The 12,533-nt window shown below is 61.7% G+C and carries 4 protein-coding genes and 1 pseudogene; 3 read left to right on the forward strand and 2 right to left on the reverse strand.

What is annotated here, in order from left to right; all coding sequences use genetic code 11:
- Window positions 1-3: 3 nt before the first annotated feature.
- Window positions 4-5,073 carry a tetratricopeptide repeat protein gene (locus tag D7Y11_RS11125; protein WP_126933658.1) on the reverse strand — a complete coding sequence of 1,690 codons (5,070 nt, stop codon included), beginning with the start codon at window positions 5,071-5,073 and terminating at the stop codon, window positions 4-6.
- Between the two features lie 825 nt (window positions 5,074-5,898).
- Here D7Y11_RS11125 and D7Y11_RS11130 point away from each other — a divergent pair.
- From D7Y11_RS11130 to D7Y11_RS11140, 3 genes are read left to right on the forward strand one after another with little or no spacing between them, the layout of a single operon-like run.
- Window positions 5,899-9,399, forward strand: coding sequence for a hypothetical protein (locus tag D7Y11_RS11130; protein WP_126933659.1), 3,501 nt, complete (start codon window positions 5,899-5,901; stop codon window positions 9,397-9,399).
- Window positions 9,396-9,863 (forward strand): response regulator, encoded by a 468-nt coding sequence (locus D7Y11_RS11135; RefSeq protein WP_126933660.1) that lies wholly within the window; start codon window positions 9,396-9,398, stop codon window positions 9,861-9,863. The genes D7Y11_RS11130 and D7Y11_RS11135 overlap by 4 nt, the downstream gene beginning before the upstream one ends.
- Window positions 9,853-11,124 (forward strand): response regulator, encoded by a 1,272-nt coding sequence (locus tag D7Y11_RS11140; protein ID WP_126933661.1) that lies wholly within the window; start codon window positions 9,853-9,855, stop codon window positions 11,122-11,124. Before D7Y11_RS11135 ends, D7Y11_RS11140 begins: the two co-directional genes overlap by 11 nt.
- A gap of 531 nt (window positions 11,125-11,655) precedes the next feature.
- On the opposite strand, the pseudogene D7Y11_RS11150 reads toward D7Y11_RS11140, so the two are convergent.
- Window positions 11,656-12,402: pseudogene (locus D7Y11_RS11150) on the reverse strand (IS66 family transposase); the annotation flags it as partial.
- Window positions 12,403-12,533 lie beyond the last annotated feature (131 nt).

Raw genomic sequence — 12,533 nt, forward strand, 5'->3', positions numbered from 1 at the left:
CGATTACAGCGACAGGCCGATGCGCTGACGCAGGCGGAAGAAGTCGTCCGTCAGCAGCCACGACAGCAGGGCCTTCAGGTCCGCGCGCTCGCGCACCGCCTTGAGGATGTCGTCGGTGGTGCCGTCCTGACGGTTGGCCACCACGTTCGGATCCTCGCGCAGCACCATGGTGAGGCCCACGGACGGGTCGCCGCAGACGAGCAGGCCCGCGCGGTCCGCGGAGAAGCCGAGCGCGTCCACCACCGTCGCGACGTCGATCTTCGACTGCTCGGACAGCGTCTGCGCAGGGCCTTCCGACGCCTTCATCGCCTTGCGGTTGAAGGCCTTCTTGAGCTGCTTCGTCATCTCGTCGTTGCGCCGGCCCAGGCCGTTGAACTGCTGCGCGTGGACGCGGATGGCGTTGCCGAACAGGTCCACCGTCTCGCCCTGGGACAGCTTGGAGAGGACGGCCGTCTTGTTGAGCAGGCCCAGCACCGCCTTGCCGATGAGGAACTTCTGCTCACGGGCGTTGAAGCGGCGCACCACGTCCTGGCCCACGCACAGGGACAGGGGCTCCGTCGTCTCCGGCTGCAACATGCCGCGCCGGGCGAGGTAGACCTCGAACTCCTCCACGCCGAAGGTCTGCGCCACCGCCCGCACGGCCTTGAACACGGCCGAGTCCGGCTTGAGCTTGTCCTGCTTCGGGTTGACGCCGAGCATCTCGAACTGCGGCGGGTACACCTTGCCCAGGTGCTCACCCATGGCGCGCAGCAGGTCCGTCAGCGGGCCGCGCGCGGCCGGGTGCATGAGGACGGTGTCCACGTCCGCGGCGGGCAGCGCTTCACGCGGTTCCTGCGGCTGCCGGGCGCGGGCCTCCGAGTAGAAGGCCTGCTCCACCTCGTTGGTGGCGCGCATGAAGGTCAGCACCGCGGCGACGGCGAACGTCTTGTCCTGCTGCTTCTGGGCATCCCACAGCTTGAACAGCGCATGCAGGCTGTCCACGCGAGCGGGGTCCTGCCGCAGGATCTGACGGTGCTCTTCGATGGCGAGCGGGAAGCTGGCCATGTCGCGGCCATACAGATCCGCCAGCGCGGCGCGCGCCTGGAGGTTCTGCGGATCCTGCTCCACGAGCTGCCGGTAGATGACGGTGGCGCGAGCCGGCTCGGTCAGGGGGCCCGCGTAGAAGCTCGCCACGCGCATGCGCAGGGACGCCGCGCGCTTGACGTCCGTGGACACGGTGGCGGCGGCCTGGGCCTCCAGCATCTGCGCCAGCTCCGGCAGGTTGCGCTGGCGCTCGTAGAGGGCCACCAGCCGGTCCACCAGCGCGGGCTCGCCCGGCGTCAGCTCCAGCGCCTTCTTGTAGAGCGCGGTGGCGGAGGCGACGTCGCCCAGGCCCTCTTCGTGGATGCGCGCCAGCTCCACGGTGAAGCGCGCGCGGGCGTCGTTGGGCAGGTCCTGATCCAACAGCCGCCGCAGGCAGTCCACCGCGCCGCCGAAGTTGCGGCCCTGCGCGTATACCGTGGCCAGCCGCTCCAGCGCCTCCGGGTGGCGGGGCAGGGTGGCCAGCGCCGTCTGGAGGTGCGCCGCCGCGCGGCCCGGGTCGTTGAGGTGCTGCTGGTAGAGCGCGCCCAGCGTCAGGTGGTGCTGCGCGAGCACGCGAGGGTCACCGCCCTGCTGCACGCGCTGGCCGAGCATCTGCGCGGCCTCCGCGTACTGCTGCGCCTCCAGCAGGAGCAGGCCGCGGGTCTCCAGTGCGTCGGGGAAGCCGGGCTTGGCCGCCAGGGCCTTCTCCAGCACCTCGAGCGCACGGGCCCGGTCACCCAGGGCCACGTTGTGCAGCCGGGCCGCGGTGACGTACGCCGCCGCGGCGGCCTCCACGTCGCGCTGCGCGAGCCGGGCCTCCGCGCGCCGCTCGTGCAGGGCCGCGAGGTCGGAGGAACCGCCGCGCTGCGCGAGCAGCTCCTCCAGGCCGGTGGCCGCGCCCGGGTGCAGCGGGTCGCGCTCCAGCGCCAGGCGGTAGAGGGCCGAGGCTCCGTCCGGATCGTTGAGCTTCTGGGCCGCGAGCTTCGCGGCGGCGACGAAGCCCTCGATGGCGCTCTTGGTGTCGCGGCTCGCGCGGGCCTCGGTCTCCATCATGGTGCGCGCGGTGGCGAAGTCGCCCCGGCGCAGGGCCACGCGGCGGGCGCCCTGGAGCGCGGGGAGGCACTGCGCCTGGAGCTCCAGCGCCTGCAGGTACAGCGCGGCGGCCTGCTCCTGGTCGGGGTTCTTCTCCGCCAGCTCGGCGGCGCGCAGGAGCAGCTCCAGCGCCTCCGTGGCGTCGGTGGTGACGGCCAGCCGCATGCCGTACATGCGCGACAGGCCGGCGGTGTCACCGCTCTGGCGCAGCACGCGCTCCAGGCCGAAGGCGAGGCGCGCGTCGGTGGGGTCGGCGTCGAAGGCGCGCTGGTAGACCTCCAGGGTGCGCTCGGAGGGCGGGCCCTTCTCTTGATCCGCGGCGGCCAGGATGCGCAGGGCGCTGGACAGGCGCGTGTCGGTGACGCGCTCGGCGATGCGGGCGCGCAGCTCCGCGCGGCGGACGCGGTCCGACACGCGGATGCGCTCCAGCAGCATGAGGGCGGTGAGGTTGCCGGCCTCCAGGCCCAGCACGGACTCGCAGCACTGCGCGGCGCGGGACGGCTCCTGGAAGCGGTCCAGGTACAGCCGCGCGAGCTTGAGGTACGCCGTCACCTTGGCCGAGGGCGTCTGGCCCACCTGCGTCTCGCGGTCGAGGATGGACACCAGCTCCTTCACGTTGTCCTGCGCGACGTACAGGCGCTCCAGCGCGCGCAGCGTGGCGGCGTGGCCCGGCGTGAGGCGAAGGACTTCCTGGTAGCCCTCGATGGCCAGCTCCGGGCGGCCCAGCTGGTCCTCCCAGATGGCGGCGGCCTGATAGAGCGCGTTGGCGCGCTCCAGCGGATCCGTGCGGTTGGCGGCGTCCGCTCGCAGCACCTCCACCAGGCTCTCCCACGCCTCGTGGGCGCGGTGGATGCGGGCGAGCGCGCGCAGCGCCGGGAAGTAGCTGGGCGCCAGCATCAGCGCCTCCTGGTACGACGCCAGCGCCTCGTTCTCCTGCTTGAGGCGATGCTCGTACAGCTCGCCGATCTTGTAGATGAGCGCGGCGGCCGCGTCGGTGGACGGAGAGATCTCCGACTCCGCGCGGTACATGTCGATGAGCTTCTCCCACCGGGTGTCCTGCGCGTACAGCCGGCCCAGGGCCTTGAGCGCGGGCAGGTACGAGGGCGACAGCGCGAGCACGCGCTCATACGCGGTGATGGCGCCCACGCGGTCCTTCAGGTGCTCGTCGAGGATCTCCGCGTTGCGGTGGAGCAGCGACAGGACCTGCTTGGTGTCGCCGGCGAACGACGCCTCCAGGTCGTTGGTCTCCAGCAGCTCACGGAAGCGTCCGGCGCGCTCGTAGAGACGGGCCAGGTTGCGCAGCGTGGGCAGGTGATCCGACGCCAGGTCGAGGATGCGCTTCATGCACTCGATGGCGTGGTCCAGGTCCCCGAGGCGGTCCTCGTAGATGACCGCCATCTTGTTGAGCGTGGTGATGACCTGATCGCGGTCGGACGTCTGGAGCAGGTCCTGCTCGAACATCTGGACCAGCTCCGCGAAGCGGCCCTGGCGCTCGTAGAGGCGGGTGAGGGCCTTCTGCGCGGGGAGGTAGCCCGGCTGGAGCTGGAGGCACGCGTTGTAGCGCGCGATGGCGTCCTCCTGGCGGCTCAGGCGCTCCTCCAGGATCTCGGCCGCCTTGTACATGCGCGCGGCCTTGCCCTTGGCGTCCTCGGCGGCGGTGACCTCCGCGTCGAAGACGGCGACGAGGCCTTCCCAGTTCTTCATCCGGTACGACAGCTTGCCCAGGCCCGCGAGCGCGGCGGCGTGGCTGGGGATGCGGGCGAGGATGGCCTGGTAGCGGGCGGCGGCCTCCTGGTCGCGCTTGAGGTCGTCCTCGTACAGCGCGGCGAGGCGCAGGTTGATGGCGACGAGCTCGCTCTCGTCGTTGATGGAGCCCACCCACGCGAGCAGCACGTCGGCCAGCTCCTCGAAGCGGCCCTGCGTCTCGTAGATGCCGGCGAGCGCGCTCAACACGAGCGGCTCATGGGGGCTCACGCGGCGCGCGGCGAGCAGCGCGGACAGCGCGTCGTCCTTGCGGCCCAGGCGGTCATGCACCTTGGCGATGTGGAGGTACGCGGGAGCGCCCTGGGAGCCCTGGCCCTCGGCCTCGGAGAGGAGGGCGGAGAGGAGCTCGTCGGTGCGGCCCTCGCGCTCGGCGACGCGCTTGACGGCGGCCTGGAGCAGCGGGTCGGAGCGGTCGAGCGCGAAGGCCTCGCGGAACGCAGCGGCGGCCGAGTCCTTCTGCTTGAGGCGCTCCTCCAGGAGCATGCCCGCGGAGGTGAGGTAGTGGGCGCGCAGGGACGGCGGGACGACGGCGGTGGCGAGCAGCCGGTAGATCTCCACCAGCGCGCCCGCGTCGTTGCGCGAGGCGTAGACGGACTCCAGCTGGGTGAGGAGGGTGACGTCGGTGGGCTTGCGGTCCAGGGCCTGGCGCAGGGCATCCGCGGCGTCGTTGTCGCGGGACAGGCGCTCCTCGAGGATCTGCCCCTTCTCGAAGAGGAGGGCCGCCTGCTGACGAGTGTCCTCGGCGGCGATGAGCTCCGCGTCGATGAGCTGCACGACCATCTGCCAGTTCCCGACGTCGGCGAACAGGCGGCGAGCGGCGCGGATGTTGGCGAGGAACCGGGGCGCCAGCTTGTACGCGTTCTGGAACGCGACGGCGGCGTTGCGAGGGTTCTTGAGCGGCTCTTCCCAGAGCAGGCCGACCTCATGGAAGAGAAGGGCGGCCGTCTGTGGCTCGGTGGTGGCGAGCGCCTTGGCCTCGCGCTCCATGGACGCGATGCGCTCGCGAGCATCGTCCTCGGCGCTGGCCTGGGGGACGGGAGCGGGGAGGGTGCTCACGTTCTGGGCGAGTGTCTGGGCCGCGCCAGCCTCGGGGGCCCCGGGGGGAGGCACCGATGCGGAGGACGAAGGCCGCGTGACGTCATTGCTCTCGCTCATGGAAGCCGGCTCCAGGCACTTTGGAAATGAGAGGGGGAGACTGAACGGGAGTTCGTACCACGCGCTCGGCTGGCCCCTCAACTTCCCGTCTTTCCTGGCGATTTGAGTGCTGGGGAGGCAGGCGGACGGGCGGTGGGAGGGTGCTGGGAAGTACCCCCTAGAGAGCCGGCCTTGCTTTCAGGATCAGAAGGCGTGCAATGCGCCTCGCTCCTGCTCACCCTCCCAAGGCTGGTCCCAAAACTCCCAATGCAGCGAAGGATCAATCAGCTGTGGGCGGCAGCACTCACTGTGCGTCACCCGGCCTCTTACAAGCCCTACATGTGCTGGTGAGAGGCTTCGGGCGAACCGCCCAAGGTGGGAGCTAGTCGTATTCGTTCCACCTCAGAGCTGGGGTGCGCGCGTTCGGCATGGTGGGCGCAGCGTTGGACAAGATCCTGGTAGAAGTGGAACATTACATTTCGAAAAATGGAGGCATGTTGATTGCGACAGCCCACGAGCAGGCGAACAACTTGGCTCAGTGAGCTTAATCCACAGAGCTATTCTTGTAAGAGAACGTCCTGGGCGATGGGGCGGCCGCGCAGTAGTAGTACCGGCGCCACAAGCGGAAAGTTCCCAACCAAGGAGCACAAAATTGTCACCCGATGCCAAGAAGAACTGCTCCAAAGTCAATCACCTTGCAATGAATTCAAACGCAACGCAGGCGACTGTGATAGTGACAAAGCGTGTGCTTGACGGCTGTCCCAGGAAGACCAGCAGGTAAGCCATCAGCCGCATAAAGTGAAATTGGGCAGGCCGCCCGAATGCGCCACGGAGTGATACAGCAAAATGCGATTGAAGCTGCGGAAGATTAACTATACTGGTCAGGCTGCCGATAAAAACTTGATTCGCGGCCGGGCCAATAACGCTGGCGATATGCTTCTCGAGACAATCGAGGCAATCAGGGAAGAATTCCCAGCAGGCTTTCTTCAGGGTCTTGCGTCGTGGATGTCGAAAGTGCCTCAAATCAGAACGGAGGCATTGGGTATTACTCCTGTCAGAACGCTTAAAGGGCTTCACAGGCGACGCCCATTCGAGGAAATACCAATCGAAAGAGAATTGCTATGGAGTGCGCGTATTCTGCGCCTGAGAATGCAGGCTCTTAGAGAGCATTGTGGGTTTGTTGAAGTGTTTTCTCGAAGCGCCATGGCCGGCAATCTCGATGCGGCTCTGGCAGTGTTGACGGAATCGGAGAAAAAGCTTGGGTACTCACTTTGGGCTGTCGAAAACCGTATCGCTGCGTTGCAGGGTAAGGGAGGAATGGAGAAACAGAAGGAATACGCGCATGAGTTGATTCGGAAAAACAAAGGATCGTTTGCTGCGTTTGTTGCTCATCACGTGAGCAGAAGGAATGAGGAAAGTATTGCATTGCCTCGGTTTGTCTCTCGCCTCCAGCAGAGTCTCAACCGCTGGAAGCTGGATGAGGAATTGCGGAACTATATCGAGTATCGCGTATCTGGGACGATTCCAAACGAACCCAGCAAGCTCGCCGATCTCTTGCGGCACGATGCGACAAGCTCAATTGTTGACTGGTATGAGACGTTTATAATTGTTTCGGCCAGGTTGTTGAGTATGAACCCAGAGGGAGAGACGCTGCGGGCCTTGGCGGAGTCGTTTTCGTTGCTCTCTGTCGTCGGAGATGCCCGCATCAGGAGGATGCAGTTTGTTGTAGGTGATTGTGAGTCGCTGCCATGTGGAACGGGAGCAGACCTCAATGCCTATTGGAGTGGAGAGTATAGTGACGCGATTGCTGCTGCAGATGCTGCTCTCCAGCAAACTCCAACGGACTTGCTTGCAATTTCGATCAAGGCAAAAAGCATTGCTCGGCTAGACCGAGCTAAAGAGATTGGCAAGGCGGAGAATCTCGGTGAGAAGGTTGTAGTAGCGTTGACAACATTGGCTAGTGGCAATGAGGTCTTTGACCGCGCCCATGCCGAACTTTCTAAGATTGCCCGGAACTTTCGTGCGATCCCCACAATGATGGCGATTGGTGCGTCAATTAACATTGGTACGGCAGCGTCCCATGCGGATGTTGGCGAACCGCGACTCATGAAATTTATTTTCACGTCGCGAACGGATCCGCTGGACAGTTCTGCTTTACCAAAGACGCTTAGGGAAGAGTATGTTCGACGACTAAGCGAGTTCGGTGGATCCACCTTGCATCTTATTGCAACAAAGGTGGTTTTGTCTCTTCCTGTCGATGCTTCCGAGGTCAGTCGCCTCGCGCCGGAGCGGTTGGCTGAGTGCGAAGCCATGAGATCTATTGATTGTAAGGATTATTCGCGTGCTCTCGAGGTCGGAAGAGGGTTAGGGAATTCGCAAGCCCATGCCGAACGAATTGGTGGAGCCCGCATCGAAATCGACTGCTTGCTTCAGTTGGGCAAAGGGGCGGAAGCTCTTGAAAGGATCGCATACTGGTGCGCTCAGCTTGAGCCGCTCAGATGGATTTTGCCGGTTGAGCGCGCGATGGCAGGGAAGAATATTAAATCCATGCGTCCTTTCCTTGGTCAAATATCGACGCCGATTCTTTTTGAACTCCAGTATCGGTCTCGTGAAAATCAAGATGCCAGGAATAGCCTCAGATGGGCTTGTGATGAATTTTTGAATCGGAACGGCATTGAGAGGCCCTCCGATATCGCGCGCCAGGCAGAGCAATACCCGATGGCTCAGGTTGTATATTTCCTTCGTCGAGTATGTGTGCCGTTGGTGCTTGAGTCATGTCGCAGGTTGTCTACGTCCAGAGCAGTGGAGGAGGAGCGGCTGAATGTGTGCTCTGCGCTGGTCGGGCTCGACCCGAAGAATGCTGAGTCTTATCTCGAAGAGATCAAGGTCTTGGCGACAAAGCTCAAGATTGAAGAAGGCGTTCAGCTTGTAGATCGTAGTCGCATTTTTGTTGATACCGATGCCCTGGCTAGGTGGGCAGAACGCGAGCTTCGGGAGGACTTCGATCGCTATCTCTCATTCATTGAGGCGATTCCTCAGTCGTCCAAAGCATTCGAGGTCGCCCTTCGCGAGGCGATTACAGGAAGCAAGCCACTTCCGACGCGATATCTGGACATTCCGAACGAAAGCAATGATGCGTTGCTGTTGGAGATGATTGAGGCGCTTAGGGATGAGTTTCTTGCGAACCCAGAACACGGATTGAATTGTTTCTTGAGTATGCGGATTCGCCATGGAACCTTGTCGGGCACGCTCAGGGGGCCATTGGATGATCATAAATTGATTACGACGAGATCGGAGGAGACAAATTCCTATCGTAGAAATGACTATTGGGTTGATAGGATAAAAGGCGCGACTCCGGAGCAGAGGGAGAAGGTCTCTGCCGCCTTGACTTACTTGTCGGTAGAGTACGATCGTATTGTTGAGGAGAGAATTAAGCCGCTTCTTTATGTGAGAAGCGAAGCTCGGCCGGAGGGGCTTTTTAGATTGTCGATTAGGCCGTTCTACTTACATCTCATTCGACGTGATGCGGTTGAGACGAAGTCGTTCGATGCGTTTCTGTCATCGTGCTTTCATGTTTTTCAAAGTTACTTAAGTGCTGAACTTGAGGTTGCAAGAGCTGCAGTTGAAAGTATTTTCAATATGGAGGTGGAGCGTGTTTTTCAGGAGACATTTGGTCGCTTGGGGAGGACGCTGACTGAGTGGCAATATGCAGATCTCAAAGGCCATTTGGTTGAGGCAAACACGGGGGCTCAAGGCGCAATAATTCGCGTTGTTGATTGGCTCCACTTGAGTGAGTCTGAGACCGAGCAGGCTAGCTTTACGATGGCGCAAATACTTGAGATTGCGATTGAGTCTGCGCAGCGAATTTTGCGCGGATTCACGCCGAGGGTCACGACAATCCCAGAGGTCGACAGGAAGATGGGGGTTAGCGTGTTGAGTGAGATTACGGACATTGTGTTCATTGTGCTTGATAATGTGTATAAGCATTCAGGGGTGAAGGAGAGTCCTTGGGTGAAGATTTCGGTGAGAGAACGGGATGATGCGAGCTTTGTTTCGATAGATGTCGAAAGTGAGGTTGCCGGCGGGGTTCGTACAGAGGATGCTGAACGGTCGCTCTCTGAGATTAGAGGCCTGATTGGGGGGGAGGGCTATCGCGACAGGGTTGCTTCTGAGGGCAAGTCTGGGTTAGTTAAGATCAAGAGAATTGTCAGTCAGCACAAAAGCCATGTGCTCGACTTCTCATTCAAGGGAGAAGGTTGTTTTGCTGTGCATGTTGGGTTCTCCCTGCTTAATGTTCCTTCGCTTGGTAGGAGCGAGGCGCTGCCGGTTGCCTCGGTGACGGAATGAAGATCTTGATCGTCGAGGATGATCAGTTCAAGTCAAAGCAAATAACGGCGCTTGTGCGGGAGAGTTTCCCCGCAGCAAGCATGGCCTATGCTCGGTCTGTCCATAGTGGGAAGGAGGAGGTTCGTCAGGGCGAGGTTGATTTTATTCTGTTAGATATGTCTTTGCCTGCGTATGATATTGGGAGTAATGATCCTGGAGGGCGCCCACAGGCATTTGGCGGGAGGGAGCTTCTTGGTTATATGGATTTTCTGGGGCTCTCGATACCGACAATTGTCGTGACTCAGTTTGAACGCTTTGGTGTGGGTGAAGAGGAAATGGACATTTTGACTTTAGGAAGCATATTGCGAACGTCGTTTTCTGATAATTTCGTCGATATTATTTATTACAACGTGGCCTCTGAGCAATGGAAGCACTCCTTGCGGAGGGCTTTTTTGTCCGTGAATCGAGTGCGTCTTGAGTCTTAGTGTTCTGATTGTTGACGATGAGCAGGTTAAGCTGCAGCGGTTGGTTGCCATCTTGACTGAGGCTGGTGTTGGCCGTGATGATATTTCTATTGCCCAGAATTGTTTTGATGCCCGTGAGAAGCTGAGGCGAAATTCTTATGGGCTGATGGTGCTGGATTTGGCGTTGCCAAATCGCCCGGAAGATCGACCGTCCGATTCTGGAGGGCTTGATCTCATTGAGGAGATCCATGTTCGTGAAGGTTACTACCGTCCAGCTCATATTGTTGCGGTGACCGCAAGGGAAGATCTGTCCCGCGAGCATGAGGACCGGTTGGCCGAAAGACTGATCAATTTACTCTTTTTTGATCAGGCGCAGGAGCGTTGGCAGAATCAAATTCGGGCGCTAGTTGCTGATTTGTTGAAGATTGGGCGCTCGCCCGGGCCTGTGCAGTTTGGTGTTGATGTTTGTGTTGTGACGGCGCTAAGGGAGCCTGAGCTAAAGGCCGTTCGGAATTTGCCGTGGCGATTTGGGCCGCTCAGGTTGTTGGATCATACATCTTCGTACTATGAGGGGTCGTTTGAGGTGTCAGGACGGCGATTCTCTGTTGTTGCTACGGCAGCGCCGCGGATGGGGTTGGTGGCTTCTGCACTCCATACAATGAAGTTCATAGAGGCGTTTCGTCCTAGGATTTTGGTTATGGCTGGGATATGCGGCGGCGTGGTCGGGCGCGCAGACATTGGTGATGTTGTTTTGGCTACTCCTGTGTGGGAATGGCAGAGCGGGAAGCGCGTAAGGGATGAGAAATCAGGTGGCGTTCGGTTTCAGAGCGATCCGCATCAACTTGATGTTGAGCCTATTGTTAGTTCAAGATATGAGCGGATGATTGAGGATGGTGCTGCATGGGCGGCAATTTTGGGTTCGTGGCCCGCGCCTAAGCCAAAAAATCCCTTGCGAGGTGTTGTTGGTCCTGTGGCTTCTGGGTCGTCCGTTCTTGCGGATGGTCTTACTGTGTCCGAGATAAAAGATGCTCAGCATCGAAAGCTGACTGCGATTGAGATGGAGATTTACGGGGTTTATGCTGCCGCGCGTGAAGCCTCTGAGCCGAGGCCTTTGGTGTTTGCGCTAAAGGCTGTTAGTGATTTGTCGGACTCTGGGAAAAGTGATGATTTTCAAGACTATGCTTCGCATGTTAGTGCGCAGGTGGTTCGTGTTTTTTTAGAGAAGAATATTCTTGAGTTTGTCGAGCGGTCGGAGGGAGGGGGCGGTTCTCGCCATGCTTGACCTTGCTTGGGTTGATGGTTGACCTCGATCGTTGTGGATGTTGGCTGATTTGGCAGGTGTGCTAGTTGTGCAGCCTGCCTCTGTAGAGTGGTTGGGTGCTCGTAGTCTGCGGGCTGAGTCCTATAGTTGTAGTTTGAAAGGTCCCACAGCCCTCCTCCTCTTGAAGAAACAAGAGGGGGAGGCGCGAGACTTCCAATGCAGCGGCCATTGGTCACTGATGCGCAGGCATCGGAAGTCCGGCTGGTTGGCCGTCTCGTGACGGAATTGGCGGCGGTAGGCGCCTGGCTGCAGCCGTACTTCCGCAGGCGCGAGAGGCATGCCTCTGCAGTCGACTATGTGAAGGCGCTCCTGGGGCGGGCGCAGCGCAAGACTGAGTGGGGCCTTTCGGAGGATGTGAGGCATCGATCGCTCTATGCCCTCCATCCCTAACCGTCCGGCCAACGACGTGTCGGCGAGCTTGAAGGCAAGCCTCGGCCGTGCTCGGCGGGCGCCGCGAGTCCCAATGGGGTGAGGTGTCGTGGTGAGGGAGCGTCAGGAGGAGTCGGCGGCGCGAAGGCGCTTCCATTCGTGCGGCAGCAGCTCGCCGATGCGCGCATGCGGGTGTGTCTGGACGCGAAGCAGCACATCCGCGAGGTACGTCTCGGGATTGACGCCGTTGGCCTCGCAGGTGGCGACGAGGGCATAGAGGCCGGCGAGGTTCTGCCCCGCGGCCTCGTGGCCGACGAAGAGGAAGTTCTTCCTTCCCAGAGCGGCCTTGCGAAGAGCGGCCTCGGAGCGGTTGTTGTCCAGGGGCAGGCGCGCATCGGAGACAAAGCGCGAGAGGGCATCCCACTGCTTCAGCGCGTAGGAAAGGGCCTGGCCCATGGGGCCCTTGGGCAGGTGGCGAGGGAGCTGCGATTCGAGCCACGCGCGCAGCGCTGTGAGGACGGGGAGACTCTGCTGCTGGCGCAGCTCGCGGTGCGCGTCCGTGCGCACGACGCCCGCGTCGCGCGCCAGGGCTTCCACCCGGTAGAGAGCGAGGATGAAGTCCAGGGCCTCGCGGGCCTCGGGCGCGGTGGCGAGCGCCTCGAAGAAGCGGCGGCGCACGTGGGCCCAGCAGCCGACACGCACGCGCCCTTCCGGCAGCGTCACCGCGTTGTAGCCGGTATAGGCGTCCACCACGAGGGCGCCCTGGGTGCCGCCCAGCACGTCCTTGGGCGTCTTGCCCGCCCGGCCCAGGCTGAAGCGATAGCCCAGCAGCCACTCGCCCTGCTGCGTCTGGGTGAGGAAGGTCCAGAGGTAGGTAACCGTCCGGCCAGTGACGTGCCGGGACGCTTGAAGACAGGCCCCGACCGTGCTCGGCGAGCGCCGCGAGGAGTGAGCTGTTCAGGGACTGGGCTGGAGGGGTGACTCGGGCGGGTCGGCGGTGC

This window comes from Corallococcus sp. AB018, assembly GCF_003986945.1.
GTDB classification, from domain to species: Bacteria; Myxococcota; Myxococcia; order Myxococcales; family Myxococcaceae; genus Corallococcus; species Corallococcus exiguus.

Excerpts from the sequence above, each read along its gene's own strand:
- D7Y11_RS11130 (WP_126933659.1), top strand. The coding sequence starts at position 5,899 with ATGCGATTGAAGCTGCGGAAGATTAACTATACTGGTCAGGCTGCCGAT.
- D7Y11_RS11135 (WP_126933660.1), top strand. The coding sequence starts at position 9,396 with ATGAAGATCTTGATCGTCGAGGATGATCAGTTCAAGTCAAAGCAAATA.
- D7Y11_RS11125 (WP_126933658.1), bottom strand. The coding sequence starts at position 5,073 with ATGAGCGAGAGCAATGACGTCACGCGGCCTTCGTCCTCCGCATCGGTG.